The organism is Rhizobium lentis, from assembly GCF_017352135.1.
Lineage (GTDB): Bacteria > Pseudomonadota > Alphaproteobacteria > Rhizobiales > Rhizobiaceae > Rhizobium > Rhizobium lentis.
Window position 1 is genome coordinate 300,377 of sequence record NZ_CP071455.1, and the last position, 19,320, is coordinate 319,696.

Consider the following 19,320-nt stretch of genomic DNA (forward strand, 5'->3'; position numbering starts at 1 on the left):
CCGGAAACTCCGCCGGCGCCCTTCCCAAGTAGTTCTTTTCCACCTTCTTCCAAACGGCGGCAGCTTTTGAGAGACGCGGCTGAGAAAGCCTCGACCGCTCTCGTCACGCCGCGCTTACACGAAGCGATCAAGCGTCTTGTAATAGAGCCCGACGACCGGCAGGAACCACGGCTTGCCGAAATGGCCGGGCACGGCAGGCCATTCGAGCCCCTTTACCGGATTGCGGTCCGCCTTGCCCATGATGGCGTCGGCGATGATCATGCCGAGATGGGTGGAGAGTTGGGCGCCGTGGCCGGAATAGCCCATGGCGTACCAAACGCCGTCAACGTAGCCCGCGCGGGGATAACGGTCTTTCGTCATATCGACGAGCCCGCCCCAGCAATAGTCGATCTCAACGCCGGCAAGTCGTGGGAAGATTTCGGCCAGGCTGGCGCGCAGAATATCGCCGCTCTTTTCATCCGAGCGCTGATCAGACGTGGCGGAAAAACGTGCGCGGCCGCCGAAGATCAGCCGCTTGTCCGGCGACAGTCGGAAATAATTGCCGATATTCATCGAGGTGACGCAGGTCCGGTTTCCCGGCATCGTCGCGGCGATTTCGGCATCGGTCAGCGGACGGGTGGCCACAAGAAAACTGCCGACCGAAATGATCCGGCGGCGAAAATAGCCGAAGAGGGACGGCGTGTAGGCGCCCGTCGCGACCAAGACGTGGTCTGCGGTAACGCTGCCGCGTGCGGTCGCAAGGCTGTGCCGACCATTGCCCTGCCGGTGCGCCGTCACCGCCGCCTTTTCGAAGATGACGGCGCCGTGGCGGACGGCCGCGGCGGCGAGCCCGGCGACATAGCGACCCATATGCATCATCGCACTCTTCTTCGAGAGCATGGCGCCATGGAAGGGCGAGCCGACCTCACTCTTCAAGTCATCCGCCGAAAGCAGCGCCGTCTCCGGATCGACGTCTCTGTGCACAGCCTCGAAGTTGCGGGCAATGGCCTCGAAATGCTGAGGTTTGGAGGCAAGCTTCAGCTTTCCGGCGCGACGGAAATTGCAGTCGATGCCCTCCTCGGCGATGATCGCCTCGATCGTGTCGATGGACTCATCGAACGCACGATAGAGCGCGATAGCATTCTCCGCGCCGAGCGCTGACTTCGCGGACAGGAAGCTGTGGGCCAGTCCGTTGTTGAGGTGGCCTCCATTGCGCCCCGATGCGCCCCAGCCCACTCGTTCTGCCTCCAGTACGACGACCCTGGCGCCGACTTTCGCAAGCTGGCGCGCTGCTGCTAGCCCCGTAAAGCCAGCCCCGATGACGGCGACATCATAATGCCCTTCGACCGGGCCTTGAGCCGCATCGGCAAAAGCACGGGCTGTGTCGTGCCAGTAGGACTGGAATTGCATCCGCTTGTCTCCGTCAGAGGCCAACGACGCCAGGCAGGCTCGATATACCTGAAATTTCTACATAGCCGTAATAGGGATTGGCCGGCTCGTGACCGCGATTGACCCAGACCTTGTTCTTGATGCCGAGATCGTGGGCCGACATCAGATCATAGCGGAAGGAGGACGAGCAATGCAGCACGTCTTGCGGTCCGCAGCCGAGCATGTCGAACATATATTCAAAGGCCTGGAACCGCGGTTTGTAGGCATTTGCCTGTTGGGCGGTATAGACAGCGTGGAATGGCGCACCGAGCTTTTCGACATTCGACATGATCTGCGCGTCCATGGCGTTCGACAGGATCACCAGCGGAATTTCCCGGGCGACCCTGGCGAGGCCCTCCGGTACGTCGCGATGCGGCCCCCAGGTCGGAACACGCGCGTAGATCATCTGAGCGGCTTCGTCGCGAAATGTTACGCCGTTGCGCTTGCAAGTCCGCTCGAGCGAATTATGGACAACCTCGGCGTAGGGCTTCCAGGCGCCCATGATCTCGTCCAGGCGATAGGCGGCGAAATTCTTGATGAACTCCACCATGCGCGGCTCATCGAGCTGGTCGCCGTAGAGATCGCGTGCCGCTTCTGCCATCTGAAAATTGGTCAGCGTGCCGTAGCAATCGAAGGTGATGTATTTCGGACGGAACGTCGTCATCTGCGTATCCTTTAACGATCGGAACTGGGGACGTGTTCAAAATCATAGGCACTGCTTCACCCGTGGCTTACCTGAATTAGCCGCATCGGAAGCAGAATCTATCGTATCGAGAGTGGCGTTTGGCAGAAGGTTGCGCGCGCTTGCTGCTCCTGGAAATTGAAGCGATCGTAAGAAAGGATCAAACGGCCCAGTTCTGCGCCGCCGGAAGGCGGCCGGCTATCGGTTCAATCGTGATCGTGATCATGCTCATGATGCGATGGAAGATCGAGGTCGAAGGTATTGACGAGATCGGCCACCTGAGCAGGGCTGAGGAAACGGGGATTGAGGTTGCGCAGCAGCAGATAGAGCTTCGCCGTTTCCTCCAGTTCCTCGGTCGCGAAGACCGCCGCTTCCAGACTGTCACCGGCGACGACAGGGCCATGATTGGCCAGAAGCACCGAAGAATATCTGCCAGCCAGCCCCCGGATCGCGTCTGCCACCGCCGGATCCCCGGGGCGAAAATACGGCACCAAAGCGGTCTCACCGGCGCGCATGAGATAATATGGCGTCATCGGCGGCAGGGCGGCACGCGGATCGATCTCCGGCAGCATCGTCAGCGCCACCGCATGAGTGGAGTGAAGATGGACGATGGCACGGGCGCTGCCGCGTGTCTCATAGAGGGCAGTGTGAAGCGGGATTTCTTTTGTCGGCTTGTCGCCGGACAGCAGCCGGCCTTCCGCGTCAAGCCTTGAGATGCGGGCCGGGTCGAGAAAGCCGAGCGAGGCGTTGGTCGGCGTCACCAGCCAGCCGCCGTCCTCCAATCGCAACGATATGTTGCCGGACGAACCGGGCGTCAGCCCGCGCTCGAACAGCGAGCGACCGTATCGGCAGATTTCCTCACGCAGGCGCGTGTCGGACATGGCGGTTCCTCCAATATTACGCAGTTGCCCCTTCGATCAGTTCAAAACCGAGATCGATGGCCTGCGGCGGCGCATTGGCGATGACCAGCTGCGCGGCAATCTGCCCCGTTGCCACACGCGGCGTCCGGATGGTCGATAAAGGTTGCGGGATTGCCCGGCCGATATCGAGACCGTTATAGCCGAATATGGCGAGCTGCGAGGGGATGGCGATCCCTTGAGCGAGACAGTGAAAATAACCGCCGAGCGCCATGTCATCGTTGGAAAAGTAGACCGCATCGAGGTCGGTCGCTCGTGCCAACAGTCGCTCCAGTCCCTGCTTGCCGTTTTCCACTGACGAAGCGCTCGCCAGGATTTCGCGAGCGATAAGTGGAGTTCCGTTAGCTTCGAGAGTTTCGCAAAAGCTCAAAAAACGCTTTCCGGCACGGGTGTCGCGGTCCAGGTCGTGACCGACATAGCCGATCCGTCGGTAGCCCCGCCGGAGCAGGAAGGCAGCGCTCTCCTGTCCGGCCGCGCGGTTCGAGAAGCCGACGGCGATATCGAGGGGATCGCCGTCCAAATCGAGCAACTCCACCACCCGGCATCCGCTGGCACGCAGCATCTTCGCTGTTCCCTCGGTATGCTCGTAGCCCGCCAACATCACTGCCGCCGGGCGCCAGGCAAGCATCGCGGCGGCGAGCGCTTCCTCCTTGGCCGGATCATAATCGGTGACGGAGAACACCGCCTGGTAGCGGTTTTCTTCCAGGACGGCGCTGGCGCCGCGCAGCACATCGGGAAAGACGATGTTCGAGAGCGAGGGAATGACGAAGGCGACCAGACGCGAACCGGTGGAGGCCAGCGTCCCGGCAATCCGGTTCGGCACATAGCCCAGCCGCTCGACGGCAGCCATCACCCGCTCCCGCGTCCTGCCGGAAAACGAACCGTGGTTGCGCAGCACACGCGACACCGTGCTTTCACCGACACCGGCCGCTTCCGCGACCTCGGCAAGCGTTACCGTCGCCTGATGTTTGAATTCCATCGTTACATCGAACCCAGCTTTTCCCCACCATTTTTCATTGCTCACGCCAAGAAGCAAGATTTTTTTGGCAGCGCTACCAATTTACCGTTGGCAGCGCTGCCAAAATGGACTATTGGAAATTGGCAGCGCTGCCAAAGACGGCGCGCCGGGCCGCAGGAGGATCGACGGGCCGGCAACAGTGGAGGAGAAAATCATGACACTGCAGACGCAGGCGCCAGTGGCTGGCGCATATATCGCTGAGGCCTGGGAGGACCGGGCCTATGGCAAGGTATTCTGGCGCATAATACCCTTTTTGATGCTGTGCTACGTCGTGGCCTATCTCGACCGCGTCAATGTCGGCTTCGCGAAGCTGCAGATGTCGAGCGAACTCGGCCTGTCGGAAGCCGCCTATGGCATCGGCGCCGGCATCTTCTTCATCGGTTATTTTCTGTTTGAAGTGCCGAGCAACGTCATCATGAACAAGGTGGGCGCGCGGGTGTGGATCGCCCGCATCATGGTCACGTGGGGCATCATATCAGCCGCCTTCATGTTCACCTCGTCGGAAACCGTCTTCTATGTCCTGCGTTTCCTGTTGGGCGTTGCCGAAGCCGGATTTTTCCCTGGCATCATTCTCTATCTGACCGCGTGGTATCCGGCCCATCGCCGCGCCAGGATCATCACCACCTTCATGTCGGCGATCCCGGTCTCCGCCATTTTCGGCAATCCGCTATCGGGTCTCCTGATGGACAGTTTCCACGGCGCGCATGGCCTTTCAGGCTGGCAGTGGATGTTCCTGATCGAAGCCGTTCCGGCCATTCTTTTCGGTATCGCGACGTTCTTCTATCTTGATGATACGATCCAGGACGCGAAATGGCTGGACGATAAGGAAAAGCGCGTGCTGACGGCCAATATCGAGGCGGAGAACCGGATCAAGGCGACAAGCCCGCACAGCATCGCGGCAACCCTGGCCGACCGTCGCGTCTGGCTGATGTGCCTGATCTATTTTTGCTTCGTGCTCGGGCAATATGGCCTGAATTTTTGGATGCCGACCATCGTCAAGGCCTCGGGCGTGAGCGGAAATCTGAATATCGGTCTGATTTCCGCGATCCCCTATATCTGCACATTCGTCGCCATGCTGGCGCTCGGCCGTTCCGCCGACAGGCTGCGCGAACGCCGCTGGCATCTCGTCGTCCCGGCTCTCACCGCCGCCGGCGGTTTTGTCGCGGCGACCATGGCGACCAGCACGACGGTCTCGATCGTCTGCCTCTCGCTGGCGGCGGCGGGTGCGATCAGCTGCGCGCCGCTCTTCTGGTCGCTGCCGACGGCCTTTCTTGCCGGCACCGGCGCTGCGGCCGGTATCGCCTGGATCAATTCGGTCGGCAACCTCGCCGGGTTTCTCGGGCCGTTTCTGGTCGGCTATCTCAAGGATTTCACCGGCACCAACAGCGCCGGCATGTATCTGCTGGCGGCCGCGCTGGTCATTGGCTCGCTGGCCGTGTTGACGGTTCCGGCGAAAAGCGTCAATCGCTGAACGGCAGCCCTCCGGGACAGGACCCGGAGGGCGCAGACGTTCCTCACAAGATGGAGAATCTCCTCATGTCACCGCTTGCTGAAAACCCGGGCTCCGCCATTGTCGCGGCCGTAATCGGTCTTGGTTCCATGGGGCTCGGAATGGCCCGGTCGATGAAGCGCGCCGGTCTCGACGTCGTCGGATATGACATCACGCCGGCGGCGGTGGACCGCTTCATCGCTGATGGCGGACGTGGCGCAGCGACCCCCGCCGATGCGGCAAAGGGCGCCGACATCGTCGTCTCCGTGGTCGTCAACGGCGCGCAGACCGAGGCGGTGCTATTCGGGCCTGAAGGCGTCGCGCATGCGATGGAGCCCGGCGCGGTCTTCATCTCGTCGGCCACCATGGATCCAGCCGTCGCCCGCGATCTGGCGCAACGGGTGGAGGCTCTCGGCTTGCATTATCTCGACGCGCCGATTTCGGGCGGCGCGGCCAAGGCGGCGCAGGGCGCGTTGACGATCATGGCGTCCGGCTCCAGGCAGGCCTTCGACGCCGCCCGCCCAAGTCTCGACGCCATGGCCGCCAAAGTCTACGAGCTTGGCGACGCAGCCGGCAAAGGCGCGGCCTTCAAGATGATCAACCAGCTTCTCGCCGGCGTGCACATCGCCGCCGCCTGCGAGGCGATAAGTTTTGCCGCCAAGCAGGGCCTCGACCTCGACAAGGTCTATGAGGTAATCACGGCCTCGGCCGGCAATTCGTGGATGTTCGAAAACCGCGTGCCGCATGTGCTGGCCGGCGATTATACTCCGCTCAGCAGCATCGAGATTTTCGTCAAGGACCTCGGCATCGTCCAGGATATGGCCCGCTCCGAACGATATCCGGTGCCGCTCGCGGCAGCCGCCTTGCAGATGTATCTGGCCGCCGCAGGCGCCGGCATGGGCCGTGACGACGATTCCTCGCTCGCCCGGCTCTATGCCCAGCTTTCCGGCGCAGAATTGCCGGGCTTCAAAGAGCCGCAGAGCCTGTAGAGGGAACGCTAGACATGCCGGTTTTCGCCGCCAACCTGACGATGATGTTTAACGAATGGACATTCCTCGACCGTTTCGACGCCGCAGCCGATGCCGGCTTTGCCGCCGTCGAATACCTCTTTCCCTACGAGGCCACGCCGGAGGCGATTGCCGAACGGCTTGCCCGCAACAATCTGCAGCAGGCCCTGTTCAACCTGCCGCCGGGCGACTGGGCAGCCGGCGAGCGCGGCATCGCGGCCCTTCCCGGAAGGTTCGATGAGCTGAAGACTTATGTCGAGCGGGCACTGGATTATGCGGCGGCGACGGGCGTCAGGCGATTGCACCTGATGGCGGGCATCGCCGATGCTCATGATCAGAACGCCTCTTCCTGCTATCGGCGATCCGTTGCCTACACCGCCGGCCGGCTTGGGGAAAAGGGCATCGACCTTCTGCTTGAGCCGATCAACGGGCGCAACATGCCGGGATATTTCCTCAACGACTTCGGGAGGGCCGAGCGGTTGATCGCCGAATGCGGTCTGCCGAACCTGAAGCTCCAATTCGACATCTATCACCGTCAGATCATCCATGGCGACGTCGCCATGGCATTGCGGCGCCTGCTGCCGATCACAGGCCATATCCAGATCGCCAGCGTGCCGTCCCGCAACGAGCCGGATGGGGAGGAGCTGAACTATCCCTATCTGTTCAGCGAGATCGACCGGCTGGGTTATGACGGTTTCATCGGCTGCGAATATATTCCGCGGGGACGCACGCTGGACGGCTTGGGCTGGTTCGCCCCTTTTGCACGGAGCTAGATGATGGCCATTTCACTCGGATCGATTGCTGACGACTATACGGGCGCGTCGGATCTCGCCAACACGCTGACAAAGAACGGCCTGCGCACGGTGCAGACGGTCGGCATTCCCGATCCCGCGCTTGCACTGCCTGACGTGGATGCCGTCGTCATTTCCCTGAAAATCCGCTCAGTCCCGGCCTCCGAGGCCGTGACTGCTGCCACCGAAGCTGAGCGATGGCTGCGCGAGCGAGGCGCGCACCACGTGCTTTACAAAATCTGTTCGACCTTCGATTCCACCGATGCCGGCAATATCGGTCCCGTCACCGAGGCCTTGAGCGACGCGGCCGGCGGCGGGAGTGTGCTGGTAACACCGGCCTTTCCGGAAACGGGACGGACCGTCTATCTCGGCCATCTCTTCGTCGGCGGCCAGCCATTGAACGAAAGCCCGCTCAAGGACCACCCCTTGAACCCGATGCACGATGCCAATCTCGTGCGGGTTCTCACCCGGCAATCGCGCGGCTCCGTCGGACTGCTCGACCTGGCAAACGTCGCTGCCGGCCCTGCCGCGGCCAGGGCGAGGTTCGATGCGTTGCGCCCGACGGGCGTGAGCATGGCTATTGCCGATGCAATATTCGAAAGGGATCTGGAGACGCTCGGCGAGATCGCGCTCGAAATGCCGGTATCCACCGGTGCGTCCGGCCTTGGTCTCGGCCTTGCGCGCGCTCTCGTCCGTTCCGGCCGCATATCCGGCAGCGAAACCGCTGAAGACATCATTCGCCCTGTGGGGGGGCTTTCGGCGATCGTGGCCGGCAGCTGTTCGCAGGCGACGCTGCGCCAGCTCGACGTCGCCGAACGATCGATGCCTGTGCTGCGGCTTGATCCGGAACGGCTGCTCGCCGGTCCGGATGAGATCACCGCAGCGATTTCCTGGGCCGGAGACCGCCTCTCCGCCGGCCCCGTCATCATCGCGGCGAGCGCGGCGCCGGAAACGGTATCCCGGCTGCAACGCCAATATGGGCGGGAGGCCTCCGGCCACGCGATCGAGACCGCAACCTCGATGATCGCAGCTGAATTGGTTGAGAGAGGCGTGCGCCGCCTCGTGGTCGCCGGCGGCGAAACGTCTGGGGCCGCAGTCGACAGGCTCGCCATTCCGGCATTTCTGATCGGCCCCGAGATTGCCCCCGGCGTGCCGATTCTGCGCACGCTCGGCAACGCACAGGGCGACATGCTTCTGGCGTTGAAATCAGGAAACTTCGGCGGCGACGATTTCTTTGCGGCAGCGCTGGCGATGATGCACTGAGCTTCAGCGAACGGAACGATTTCATGCCGAGCCGGTCTGGACAGCATCCGGACAGGATCGATATCGATGGCCCCAGCATAAGATGCGGCGGCCCGTCAGCGCAAAGCTATAAGATACTGCTCGAGCCACGGCCTTCAGACGATCTGCCCGCCGGGGCTCCGGCAGACTTGCGGGCACGACATGAAGGATGGCCCGATGCAAACACGTCAGATCGAAATCGCCGCGTTCAGCCCCGGCCATCTGGAAGCCGCCGTAGCGCTCTCCAGACAGGCGGGCTGGCCGCATCGGCCCGAGGACTGGCAGATGGCGCACGCCTTGAGCGAAGGCGTGGTCGCAATCGAAGACGGCAGGGTCGTCGGCACCGTGCTCGTCACATCCTACAAGGAGGATTGCGCGACCATCAACATGGTCATCGTCGACGAAACCATGCGCGGTCGCGGCGTCGGCCGCAGGCTGATGGATGCCGCCTTGCGGATCGCTGGCGACCGGCCGCTGCGGCTGATCGCGACAACGGCGGGGCTGCCGCTCTATCAAAAGCTGGGCTTTGATGAAACCGGGACAGTGATGCAGCACCAGGGCCTTGCCGAAGAAATCGGCGCGCCGACCGGCACCGACGCCGCCACCGCCGGCGATCTCCCGGCCATCATGGCGCTCGACCGCCTTGCCTTCGGCGCCGACCGCGAAAAACTCATCGCCTGTCTCGCACAGGTGGGCGAATTCGCCGTCATTCGCCGCAACGGCGGTGTCTCGGGTTTCGCCTGCCTGCGTCCCTTTGGTCGCGGCGAGGTGATCGGGCCCGTGGTCGCCGCAGACATCGAAGACGCCAGGAAACTCATCGAACATCACGTCGCCGCACGCGCAGGAAGGTTCCTCAGGGTGGATACGACCGCCGAAACCGGACTGTCTCCATGGCTCGACACGCTGGGGCTCGCCCATGTCGGTGGCGGTATCGCAATGAGAAGGCCATCGATCGGCGACGTCGCCGCCCGGACCGCCACCATCTTTGCCCTTGCCAACCAAGCCCTCGGCTGATTCGGAGATCCCATGTATAGCAACTCGCTCATCGAACTCGATCGCGCCCATCTCATTCATCCCGTAGCGTCCTACCGCAGTCATGAAAAACATGGCGTGCGCGTGCTGGCCTCGGCCAAGGGAGCAACGGTCACCGACGCCTCGGGCAAACAGCTGATCGACGGTTTCGCCGGTCTGTGGTGCGTCAATGCCGGTTACGGCCACGACAGCATCGTCGAGGCGGCAGCCCGGCAGATGCGGGAGCTTCCCTATGCAACAGCCTATTTCGGCCTCGGCTCCGAGCCAGCGATCCGGCTCGCCGGGGAGCTTGCCGACCGGACCCCAGGCAATCTGAACCATGTCTACTTCACGCTCGGCGGCTCGGACGCGGTGGACAGCACGGTCCGCTTCATCCGCTACTACTGGAATGCCCGGGGACGGCCCGAGCGCGATCAGTTCATCTCGGTCGAACAGGGCTATCACGGCTCCTCCACGGTGGGTGCGGGCCTGACCGCCCTGCCTGCCTTCCATGCCGGCTTCGGCCTTCCTTTCGATTGGCAGCATAAAATTCCGTCGCATTACGCCTATCGCAACCCGGTCGGCGACAGCCCGCAGGCAATCATCGAGGCCTCGCTTGCGGCGCTGAAAAGCAAGGTGAAGGCGATCGGGCCTGAACGCGTCGCCGCCTTCTACGTCGAACCGATCCAGGGTTCTGGCGGCGTGCTTGTGCCGCCGAAAGGCTGGCTTAAGGCGATGCGGGAATTCTGCCGCGAGCACGATATCCTTTTTGTCGCGGATGAGGTGATCACCGGCTTTGGCCGGACGGGGCCGCTTTTTGCCTGCAGCGAGGAAGGGGTCGTGCCTGATTTCATGACGACCGCCAAGGGCCTCACCTCCGGCTACGTCCCGATGGGCGCCGTCTTCATGGCCGATCATGTCTATGAAACGATTGCCGAGGGGGCGGGCGCCGCCGCAATTGGTCATGGCTACACCTATTCGGCCCATCCAGTCAGCGCCGCGGTCGGCCTCGAAGTCTTGAAGCTCTACGAAAACGGCCTGCTCGACAATGGCATCAAGGCCGGGAAGCGGCTGATGCAGGGCCTGGAATCGCTAAGAAATCACCCGCTCGTCGGCGATGTCCGCGGGCGCGGCATGCTGGCCGCCATCGAACTCGTGGTCGATAAGGCCAACCGGACGCCGCTACCGGCGTCCGCCGATCCGGCGCGTCGCATCTTCGATCGCGCCTGGGAAAACGGCCTCGTCATCCGCGCGTTCGCCAACGGCATCCTTGGCTACGCGCCGCCGCTTTGCTGCACCGACGCCGAGATCGATGCGATCGTCGAACGCACGCGTTTGACGCTGGACGAGACGCTGGAGGATCCGGATGTGCGCCGGGCGCTACGGGCCTGAGAATACCGCGAAACGGTCAGATTCGGTGTTTTGTGCCGCCCCAGGGCGCCTTTTCGGAGAATCCGGCGCGGCGCAAGTGACAAACTGAAACACACGAAAGGCACGGATGACAACAAATCCGGCCTTCATACAAGAGCAGGACAACGATCCTGCCGGGAACGGAACATTCTTCTTCGAGAAGCCGCGCTCCATCGGAGCCGAACACTGGGGAATTCGCGTGAGCAGAAGCCTTCCGAAAATCAGCTACATGAGCTTCGACATGGTCGGCGCGCTCATCGATTCAGCCGAAGCGGGACATGAGATCGATGGCGAGCGGGCGCTCAGCATCACGACGCCCGCCGCTACTCAGACGACGTCGACCTCTTTCCCGGCGATCTCGTGCGCGTCCATCTCGCGACCGCGCCGGAGCTTGGCCTGCCCGCAGCCGGTCGCCATATGTGCGATCGGCGGGAGCGGCGGCATGCCCAGAAGGACTGCGACGGCACGATCGAGCCGGCCGAATTCACCGCACCCGATGATCATTTCACGTCGATGGCCGGCCTCGCGGAGGCCGTGGCTGCTTCGCGCGCCTGACTTTTAAAACCGGATCGGCTCGCCAGCAGGCGGCCGTCACAGAAAGAAAAGGGGAATGCCATGACCGACTTAAAGACTACGAACTGGAACCGCGCCGACGACGCAGTGGTCGAAAGCGCCATCCGACGCGGCGCCACCCGCCGTGAACTGCTGCAGATGCTTCTCGCCGGCGGCGTCGCCATGTCTGCTGGCGGCGTCATCGTAGGTCGCGCCACTAAAGCGATCGCCGCCACTCCGGTTAGCGGAGGACACCTCAAGGCGGCAGGCTTCACGTCTTCGACCGCAGACACGCTCGACCCGGCCAAAGCGTCGAATTCCACGGATTATTCACGGTGTTCCGCAGTCTATAACCGCCTTTCCAACCTCGACAAGTCCGGCGCGGTCGAGATGGAACTGGCGGAAAGCATCGAGAGCACCGACGGCAAGGTGTGGACCGTGAAGCTGCGCAAGGGCGTCACCTTTCACGACGGGAAACAACTTACGTCCGCAGACGTGATCTTCTCGCTCAAGCGCCACCTGGATCCCAAAGTCGGCTCAAAGGTCAATGCCATCGCAAAGCAAATGACGGGGTTCAAGGCGGTCGACGATCTCACTCTCGAAATAACACTCGCAGATGCCAACGCCGACCTGCCGACCATCCTGGCGCTTCAGCACTTCATGATCGTCGCGGACGGGACCGCCGACTTCTCGAAGGGGAACGGCACAGGGCCTTTCGTTCTCGAAAACTTCGAACCCGGTGTGCGCTCGCTGATGCGGCGGAACGACCATTACTGGAAGTCGAAAGGACCATTTGTCGACTCCTTTGAGTTCTTCGCGATCAGCGACGACAGCTCGCGCGTGAACGCCTTGCTGTCGGGAGACGTCCATGTCGCGGCCGCTATCAATCCCCGCTCGGAGCGGCTCGTCGAAGGGAGGCCCGGCTTCGTTCTATCGAAATCGAGCGCCAACAGTTACACCAACCTCAACCTGCGCCTCGATACGACCCCTGGTCAAAACAGCGATTTCGTCGCGGGCATGAAGCACCTGGTCAATCGTGAGCAGATCCTGAGGGCAGCCCTGCGCGGGCGCGGTGAAATCGGTAACGACCAGCCGATTTTCCCTGGCAACCCCTATCGCAACGACGATCTCAAGCCGAAGCCGTACGACCCTGAAAAGGCTAAGTTCTATTTCAATAAGGCAGGCGTTCTCGGCCAGTCGATCCCGGTTATCGCGTCCGAGGCCGCGAACTCCGCAATCGACATGGCGATGATCGTTCAGGCCGCCGGCGCCGAAATCGGCATGAAGCTCGACGTTCAGCGTGTGCCCTCCGACGGCTATTGGGACAAGTATTGGCTCAAAGCGCCGATCCATTTCGGCAATATCAATTACAGGCCGACGCCCGACATCCTGTTCTCGTTGCTGTACGCGTCCGGCGCACCCTGGAATGAGAGCCATTACAAATCGGACAAATTCGACAAGATGCTGATCGAGGCGCGCGGCTCGCTCGATCAGGAGAAGCGCAAAGCCATTTACAATGAGATGCAGGTGATGATCGCAGACGAGGCCGGCACCATCATTCCGGCCTACCTGACCGGGATCGACGCCATCACGGACAAGCTCAAGGGCATGGAAACCAACCCGCTCGGCGGTATGATGGGTTATCGCATGGCCGAGCATGTTTGGTTTGAATCTTGATTGACAAAGTAGGCTCGGGGCTGCCGCCACGTTGCTGTGGCCCCTCTGCACTTTGGTTCCGATAACTGGAAGGAAGCGAGTGTGAACAAAGAGGTCCTGTCCCTGGTGCTGAGCAGATTGCTCATCGCCCTGATCACCTTGGTCATCGTCTCGTTCGCGGTCTTTACAGCGACGTCGCTCCTGCCGGGGGATACTGCGTCGATCCTGCTCGGCCAGGCTGCAACGCCGGAGGCCGTCGCAGGGTTGCGCAAGGCCATGCATCTCGACGACCCGGCGTTCGTGCGTTTTATCTATTGGATGGGCGGGCTGCTATCGGGTGACCTGGGCACGTCCTACGCCAACAACATGCCAGTTGCCGACCTGATCAGCGGCCGGTTCGCCAACTCGATGAAGCTTGCGGGCATCACGGCCTTGTTCGCAGTACCGATTGCATTGACGCTCGGCATCACCGCCGCCATGGTGCGGGGCTCGCTCTATGATCGGGCGGTCACCGTATTTACGATCGGCGTCATATCGGTCCCGGAATTCATGATAGCGACGTTGGCTGTCATGTTCTTTGCAGTCTATTTGCAATGGCTGCCGGCGATTTCATTCACCAATGAAGTCCACACTATCACCGACATAGTGCGCGTATACGCGATGCCGGTGATCACCCTCACCTTTGGGGTCTCCGCGCAGATGATCCGCATGACGCGGGCTGCTGTGGTGGAAACGCTGAACACACCCTATGCCGAAATGGCGCTGTTGAAGGGTGCCTCTCGAAGCCGCATCGTGTTGAAACATGCGCTGCCGAACGCCCTCGGTCCGATCGTCAATGCGATTGCCCTCTCGCTTTCATACCTTCTGGGCGGAGTGATCATCGTCGAGACGATCTTCAACTATCCCGGCATCGCTAAGCTGATGGTCGACGCCGTCGCCACCCGCGATCTCCCCCTCATCCAATCCTGCGCGATGATATTCTGCGTCGGCTATCTGATCCTGATCACGACGGCCGATATCGTCGCTATTCTTGCCAACCCGAGGCTACGATGATGACCACGATCGAAACACATGCGCCAAAGCGTCGGAAATTCGCCTATCGCATCAATCTGGTCGGTGTGGTCGGCTTCGCCGTCATTGCTTTCTGGGCAATCATCGCCGTCATTGCTCCCTGGATCATCCCCCATCCGGTTGGTGAGATACTCGATTTTGACTATTTTGGCCCCATGAGCCAGCAGTTCTGGCTCGGTTCGGACTATCTGGGACGTGACATGCTTTCCCGCATCCTGATGGGAGCGCGCTACACTGTCGGCATTTCGCTAGTCGCCGTTAGCATCGCCTGCTTCTCAGGCGTCGTGCTCGGCATGATCGCGGCGGTGTCTGGCGGCTGGGTCGACACCCTTCTCAGTCGCTTTCTCGATGCCATGAACTCGATTCCAAGCAAACTTTTCGGCCTCGTAGTCGTGGCCGCGGTCGGATCGTCCATTCCCGTTCTGGTGATGACACTTGCGGTGATCTACACGCCCGGCTCCTATCGCTTCGCCCGGGCTCTCGCAGTCAACATCAATACGATGGACTTCATCACCGTGGCCCGCGCTCGCGGCGAAGGTATAGTTTACTTGGTCGCGTCCGAAATCCTGCCCAATATTGTCGGGCCGGTGCTTGCCGACCTGGGCCTGCGCTTCGTCTTCATCGTGCTGCTCCTGTCGGGCCTTTCGTTCCTCGGGCTTGGCGTGCAGCCGCCCTATGCGGATTGGGGCGCCCTGGTGCGCGAGAATATCGGCGGCCTCCCTCTCGGCGCACCCGCGGTGATTTTCCCCTCGATCGCTATCGCCACGCTGACGATCAGCGTCAACTTGCTGATCGACAACCTTCCTCAAAAAATACGCGATCGGAGCGAATGATGGCCAACCTCGTCGAAATCCGTGACCTCAAGGTCGAAGCCAAGACCGACTCCGGCCGCATCGTCGAAATCATCCGTGGCGTCAGTTTCGAAGTCGCCGAAGGAGAGATCGTCGCTCTGATCGGCGAAAGTGGGTCAGGCAAGACGACCATCGCTTTAACCCTGATGGGTTATGCCCGAGCCGGCTGTCGGATCAGCGGCGGCTCCGTCGTGCTCGCCGGTCAGGACATGGCAAGCCTTCCGGAGCGAAAACGGGGCAAGATCCGGGGAACCGTCGTCTCATATGTACCACAAAGTGCCGCCGCGGCCTTCAATCCGTCACAGACGATCATGGAACAGGTCATCGAGATCGCTCGCATCCATGACCTGATGCCGGCCGAAGAGGCCCGCACCCGCGCGGTAAGCCTATTCAAGGCGCTCTCTCTTCCCGATCCGGAAACGATCGGTTCCCGTTATCCGCATCAGGTTTCCGGCGGTCAGTTGCAACGCCTCTCGGCCGCGATGGCCCTGATCGGCGATCCAAAACTTGTCATCTTCGACGAGCCCACGACGGCGCTTGATGTGACCACACAGATCGAAGTGCTGCGCGCCTTTAAATCCGTAATGCACAAGGGTCGCATCGGCGGCGTGTACGTCTCGCACGATCTCGCCGTGGTGGCTCAGATCGCCGATCGCATCGTTGTCCTCAAAGGAGGCGAAGTCCAGGAGATCGGAAGCACCGAGCAAATCCTAAGCAGACCGCAGCATCCTTATACCAAGGAGCTGCTGGGCGCTTTCAAGCCGGAAGCGCGGGCCAAATCCCCTGACAAGCAGCAGAGCAAAGCGATTCTTCAGGTGCAGGACCTTATCGCAGGCTACGGCCCCATCCAGGCCGACGGTACACCTCTCGTCAAAGCCCTGAAATCCGTCAGCGTCGAGGTTGAGAGCGGTTGCAATCTGGGAATTATCGGTGAGTCCGGCTGCGGCAAATCCACCCTGGCTCGAACGATTGCCGGCATCATTCCGGCGACTGCGGGCAAGATCACCTTCAATGGACAGACGCTGGCGCCAGCCGCCCGCGCCCGTACGCGAGAACAGTTGCGAGAGCTGCAGATCGTTTTCCAATACGCCGACACCGCTCTCAATCCGGCCAAATCGATCAGCGATATCCTGGGGCGACCGTTGGCCTTCTATCATGGCATGACAGGTGAGAAGCGTGAGAAGCGGATCGACGAACTCCTGGATATGGTTCGCCTTCCCCGGGCCTTGAAGCACCGGCGCCCGTCAGAACTGTCAGGCGGTCAGAAGCAGCGCGTCAACTTCGCTCGCGCGCTTGCTGCCGAGCCAAAACTGATCCTGTGTGACGAAGTTACGTCGGCACTTGATACAGTTGTTGCCGCAGCCGTCATCGACCTTCTCAAGGAACTGCAGCGGGAGCTTTCTCTCTCCTACATTTTTATCAGCCACGACCTCTCGGTCGTCGAGGCGATCTGCGACGAAGTCGCTGTGATGTATGCGGGCGAAAAGATCGAGCAGCTCCCTCCGTCGGCCATGAGCAGCAGCGCGAGCCACCCCTACTCACAGCTACTGTTCTCCTCCGTTCCGAAACTCGATCCGGCCTGGCTCGACGGGCTAAAGCAGGATCCGAAGCTGATCAGCGCCGTCGCAGGCCGATAATTGCGCGGGAAGAGGCTCTCACCGGCCGGTGCGATCTGGACGCCTGCTGGCGAAAATTCGCAATAGTGACGCCTAAGCAGGAAAGGCGGCCGCGCATGCGGCCAATAAAGCCGGCACTGGGCGATGATGATGATCCCGAAATCAAGGCGGGATGATCGAAGCGTTGGTTGAATCAAGAAATTGAGAGCTGGTGCATGAAAACGCTGCTGCTTAAAAAGGACGAGGTCAGTCGGCTGATCAGCGTGACGGAAGTCATCGCTGCCGTGGAAGAGGCGTACAAGGCCTTTAGCAGTGATCAGGTGGAACAACCTGACTATATGGGGATAGATCTCCCGTCGCCTCGTGGCGAAATCGACTTTAAGCTCGGCTACTACAAAGCCAATGAAATGATCTCCATGAAAGCCTCTTCCGGCGGGTTCATTGATAACCCGACTGCACACGGAGTGCCCAATGGCATGGCGACGATTTTCCTGTTCGACGCCAGGAGCGGTTCGTTGATCTGCGTTATGGATGGAAGCTTGATTCTCGGTCTCAGAACGGGGGCGTCTGGAGCCGTCTCCGTCAAAGCACTGGCGAGGAAGAACGCCACGACAGTCGCATCGATCGGCACTGGCAATCAAGCAAGAATGCAAATCCGGTCAATTAACGAGATCATGAAGATCGAGGAGATCCACGCCTGGGACAGCAACCCTGACACGCTTTTCAAATACAAGACGGATATCGAAAGCGAGCTTGGCATTCCTGTCATGATGGCGAATTCCAAAAGGGAGGCCGTCGAGCAGGCCGATATCCTTGTTACGACGACCCGCGGAAAAGGCTCGCTCGTGGAAGCGGATTGGGTCAGGCCCGGCACGCACATTGTTGCGATCGGCACGGATCAACAAGGCAAGCAAGAATTGGATCCGGAGATATTCAGGAATGCAAAGCTAGTCGTCGACTCGATCGCGCAGTGCACCGAGAAGGGCGAAACCTGGCATCCCCTGAACAAAAATATCATCACCAAGGACGACATTCACGGTGAAATTGGCGAGATATTGCTGGGAAGGAAACCTGGACGAGAAAGTGATGACGAAATCACGATCTTCGACTCCACGGGCATGGCCATACAGGACAATACGACGGCCAGCAGAATTTATCATAACGCCATAGCCTATAACGTCGGCACCTTCTTTCGGTTTTTCGAGCAATGACCATGCGCAATTACCCCACCATTGACGACATCCGTGAAGCTCAAGAGCGGCTAAAACCGCACGTCAGACACACCCCCCTATTGCGTGCGGACAAGATCGAGAAGGCGGTTGGTTGTCAGCTCTATCTCAAGCCCGAAACCCTGCAGATTACTGGCGCGTTCAAGATCCGCGGCGCCCTGAACAAGGCTCTCTCGCTCTCCCGAGAAGAGATTGCAAACGGGATCATCGCGACGTCGTCGGGCAACCATGCCCAAGGGCTTGCTTATGCCGCCAGGATGCTGGGTGTGAAAGCGATTTTGGTCCTTCCGGTCACCACACCCAAGATCAAAATCGAAAACACGAAAGCCCTCGGGGCGGAAGTTATTCTCTTCGACGGCGACACCGCTGCCAGATGGAAAAGAGTGTACGAAATCGCCGAAGAAAACAGCTACGCGGCTGTCCACGCCTTTGAGGACCCCATCGTAATGGCCGGTCAGGGAACGATCGGTTGTGAAATACTGCAGGATCTGGACGATGTGCATACCGTCATCGTTCCCGTAGGCGGCGGCGGTCTGATATCGGGAATCGCTACCGCCATAAAGGAAACGAAGCCATCGGTGCGGGTTATCGGCGCGGAACCTGCGTTGACACCGAAGTATTTTCATAGCCGGATCAACAAGGAGCGAACAACGCTTCCCTTGAAGAACACGATTGCTGATGGCTTGAGGATAAGCGTTCCTGGCCAAAATCCGTACCCGATTATCGAAAAGTATGTCGACGAAATAGTTCTTGTTGAAGACGAACACATCATTGCCGGCATGCGTGCCCTTGCCAAGGATGCAAAATTGATCGCTGAACCGGCCGCCTCCATCGGAATCGGAGCCTTGTTGGCAGGCAGCATACACGTGAAACCAGATGAGAAAGTCTGTGCGGTCTTGTCTGGCGGGAATTGGGATCTAAGCGACCTTGCCGAGATTTACAATTAGCACTGTGTTCTGTTCAGCTTCGCTCAATGCACCATCCGGTCGGGCGATCATCCTCGCGCAAATACAAGCTGTCCGACGGCGCGGTGCCAACCGCGAATTTCGTTCGGCAGGGACGGTAGACCGAGCCATACCTAGGAGCCTCCAGTAAAACATGCGCAAGCGAGTGTGATGACGTCGTGCGTATCCAAGAACATGTGCGTCGCGGGTGATAGCGAACAGGGTCGACGGCACGAAAGATCCAGAGAGCTCGCTCGTGATATCTGAAACTCACATCCTCGCAGGCAAAAGCGGCTTCTCCTTCACCCGAAGAGATACTCGCGAGCGCCGCTACATTTTCACAAGCCGCAGATCACCGGCCAAGTGTGCGCCATAAAGGCCAGCGCGC

16 protein-coding genes and 1 pseudogene are annotated in these 19,320 nt (G+C 60.7%); 13 read left to right on the top strand and 4 right to left on the bottom strand.

Annotated features, from left to right (window positions below; all coding sequences use genetic code 11):
- Nucleotides 1-114: 114 nt before the first annotated feature.
- The 4 genes from J0663_RS23565 to J0663_RS23580 form a co-directional block, all read right to left on the bottom strand.
- The gene (locus J0663_RS23565) at nucleotides 115-1,389 is read right to left on the bottom strand and encodes an NAD(P)/FAD-dependent oxidoreductase (RefSeq protein WP_207245347.1); all 1,275 of its coding nucleotides are present in this window, start codon (nucleotides 1,387-1,389) and stop codon (nucleotides 115-117) included.
- A gap of 13 nt (nucleotides 1,390-1,402) precedes the next feature.
- A complete protein-coding gene (locus J0663_RS23570; protein WP_207245348.1) occupies nucleotides 1,403-2,071 on the bottom strand; it encodes a haloacid dehalogenase type II in 669 nt (222 codons plus the stop codon).
- Nucleotides 2,072-2,295: 224 nt separating this feature from the next.
- Entirely contained in the window at nucleotides 2,296-2,970 is a 675-nt protein-coding gene (otnC, locus tag J0663_RS23575) for a 3-oxo-tetronate 4-phosphate decarboxylase (protein WP_207245349.1), read from the bottom strand.
- A 16-nt stretch (nucleotides 2,971-2,986) separates the two neighbouring features.
- Nucleotides 2,987-3,985, bottom strand: a complete 999-nt coding sequence (locus tag J0663_RS23580; RefSeq protein ID WP_207245350.1) for a LacI family DNA-binding transcriptional regulator — start codon at nucleotides 3,983-3,985, stop codon at nucleotides 2,987-2,989.
- Nucleotides 3,986-4,178: 193 nt separating this feature from the next.
- Between J0663_RS23580 and J0663_RS23585 the strand changes: the two genes are divergently transcribed.
- The 13 genes and pseudogenes from J0663_RS23585 to J0663_RS23645 all read left to right on the top strand — a co-directional run bounded on the left by J0663_RS23585 (nucleotide 4,179) and on the right by J0663_RS23645 (nucleotide 18,935).
- A complete protein-coding gene (locus J0663_RS23585; protein ID WP_207245351.1) occupies nucleotides 4,179-5,495 on the top strand; it encodes an MFS transporter in 1,317 nt (438 codons plus the stop codon).
- Nucleotides 5,496-5,560: 65 nt separating this feature from the next.
- A complete protein-coding gene (ltnD, locus tag J0663_RS23590) occupies nucleotides 5,561-6,502 on the top strand; it encodes an L-threonate dehydrogenase (protein ID WP_207245352.1) in 942 nt (313 codons plus the stop codon).
- Between the two features lie 14 nt (nucleotides 6,503-6,516).
- Nucleotides 6,517-7,293: a 2-oxo-tetronate isomerase gene (gene otnI / locus J0663_RS23595; RefSeq protein ID WP_207245353.1), complete on the top strand. Its 777-nt coding sequence runs from the start codon at nucleotides 6,517-6,519 to the stop codon at nucleotides 7,291-7,293.
- A gap of 3 nt (nucleotides 7,294-7,296) precedes the next feature.
- On the top strand, nucleotides 7,297-8,574 hold the full coding sequence (otnK, locus tag J0663_RS23600) for a 3-oxo-tetronate kinase (RefSeq protein ID WP_207245354.1): 1,278 nt from the start codon (nucleotides 7,297-7,299) through the stop codon (nucleotides 8,572-8,574).
- 195 nt (nucleotides 8,575-8,769) lie between these two features.
- A complete protein-coding gene (locus J0663_RS23605) occupies nucleotides 8,770-9,606 on the top strand; it encodes a GNAT family N-acetyltransferase (protein WP_207245355.1) in 837 nt (278 codons plus the stop codon).
- A gap of 12 nt (nucleotides 9,607-9,618) precedes the next feature.
- Nucleotides 9,619-10,995, top strand: coding sequence for an aspartate aminotransferase family protein (locus J0663_RS23610; RefSeq protein WP_207245356.1), 1,377 nt, complete (start codon nucleotides 9,619-9,621; stop codon nucleotides 10,993-10,995).
- 217 nt (nucleotides 10,996-11,212) lie between these two features.
- Nucleotides 11,213-11,568, top strand: a pseudogene (locus J0663_RS23615) (hypothetical protein).
- A gap of 60 nt (nucleotides 11,569-11,628) precedes the next feature.
- Complete coding sequence (locus J0663_RS23620) at nucleotides 11,629-13,242, top strand: ABC transporter substrate-binding protein (RefSeq protein WP_207245357.1); 1,614 nt, start codon at nucleotides 11,629-11,631, stop codon at nucleotides 13,240-13,242.
- Nucleotides 13,243-13,323: 81 nt separating this feature from the next.
- Nucleotides 13,324-14,274 (top strand): ABC transporter permease, encoded by a 951-nt coding sequence (locus tag J0663_RS23625; protein WP_207245358.1) that lies wholly within the window; start codon nucleotides 13,324-13,326, stop codon nucleotides 14,272-14,274.
- On the top strand, nucleotides 14,271-15,125 hold the full coding sequence (locus tag J0663_RS23630) for an ABC transporter permease (protein ID WP_207245359.1): 855 nt from the start codon (nucleotides 14,271-14,273) through the stop codon (nucleotides 15,123-15,125). The genes J0663_RS23625 and J0663_RS23630 overlap by 4 nt, the downstream gene beginning before the upstream one ends.
- Nucleotides 15,125-16,780: an ABC transporter ATP-binding protein gene (locus J0663_RS23635; RefSeq protein WP_207245360.1), complete on the top strand. Its 1,656-nt coding sequence runs from the start codon at nucleotides 15,125-15,127 to the stop codon at nucleotides 16,778-16,780. Before J0663_RS23630 ends, J0663_RS23635 begins: the two co-directional genes overlap by 1 nt.
- 194 nt (nucleotides 16,781-16,974) lie before the next feature.
- Nucleotides 16,975-17,970: an ornithine cyclodeaminase family protein gene (locus tag J0663_RS23640; protein ID WP_207245361.1), complete on the top strand. Its 996-nt coding sequence runs from the start codon at nucleotides 16,975-16,977 to the stop codon at nucleotides 17,968-17,970.
- Complete coding sequence (locus J0663_RS23645) at nucleotides 17,967-18,935, top strand: threonine/serine dehydratase family protein (protein ID WP_207245362.1); 969 nt, start codon at nucleotides 17,967-17,969, stop codon at nucleotides 18,933-18,935. Before J0663_RS23640 ends, J0663_RS23645 begins: the two co-directional genes overlap by 4 nt.
- Nucleotides 18,936-19,320 lie beyond the last annotated feature (385 nt).

What these genes read in the sequence shown, in the direction of transcription:
- ltnD (WP_207245352.1), top strand. Translation starts at nt 5,561, where the DNA reads ATGTCACCGCTTGCTGAAAACCCGGGCTCCGCCATTGTCGCGGCCGTA.
- J0663_RS23610 (WP_207245356.1), top strand. Translation starts at nt 9,619, where the DNA reads ATGTATAGCAACTCGCTCATCGAACTCGATCGCGCCCATCTCATTCAT.
- J0663_RS23620 (WP_207245357.1), top strand. Translation starts at nt 11,629, where the DNA reads ATGACCGACTTAAAGACTACGAACTGGAACCGCGCCGACGACGCAGTG.
- otnC (WP_207245349.1), bottom strand. Translation starts at nt 2,970, where the DNA reads ATGTCCGACACGCGCCTGCGTGAGGAAATCTGCCGATACGGTCGCTCG.
- J0663_RS23635 (WP_207245360.1), top strand. Translation starts at nt 15,125, where the DNA reads ATGGCCAACCTCGTCGAAATCCGTGACCTCAAGGTCGAAGCCAAGACC.
- J0663_RS23645 (WP_207245362.1), top strand. Translation starts at nt 17,967, where the DNA reads ATGACCATGCGCAATTACCCCACCATTGACGACATCCGTGAAGCTCAA.
- J0663_RS23580 (WP_207245350.1), bottom strand. Translation starts at nt 3,985, where the DNA reads ATGGAATTCAAACATCAGGCGACGGTAACGCTTGCCGAGGTCGCGGAA.
- J0663_RS23585 (WP_207245351.1), top strand. Translation starts at nt 4,179, where the DNA reads ATGACACTGCAGACGCAGGCGCCAGTGGCTGGCGCATATATCGCTGAG.
- J0663_RS23640 (WP_207245361.1), top strand. Translation starts at nt 16,975, where the DNA reads ATGAAAACGCTGCTGCTTAAAAAGGACGAGGTCAGTCGGCTGATCAGC.
- J0663_RS23570 (WP_207245348.1), bottom strand. Translation starts at nt 2,071, where the DNA reads ATGACGACGTTCCGTCCGAAATACATCACCTTCGATTGCTACGGCACG.
- J0663_RS23630 (WP_207245359.1), top strand. Translation starts at nt 14,271, where the DNA reads ATGATGACCACGATCGAAACACATGCGCCAAAGCGTCGGAAATTCGCC.
- J0663_RS23605 (WP_207245355.1), top strand. Translation starts at nt 8,770, where the DNA reads ATGCAAACACGTCAGATCGAAATCGCCGCGTTCAGCCCCGGCCATCTG.
- otnK (WP_207245354.1), top strand. Translation starts at nt 7,297, where the DNA reads ATGGCCATTTCACTCGGATCGATTGCTGACGACTATACGGGCGCGTCG.
- J0663_RS23565 (WP_207245347.1), bottom strand. Translation starts at nt 1,389, where the DNA reads ATGCAATTCCAGTCCTACTGGCACGACACAGCCCGTGCTTTTGCCGAT.
- otnI (WP_207245353.1), top strand. Translation starts at nt 6,517, where the DNA reads ATGCCGGTTTTCGCCGCCAACCTGACGATGATGTTTAACGAATGGACA.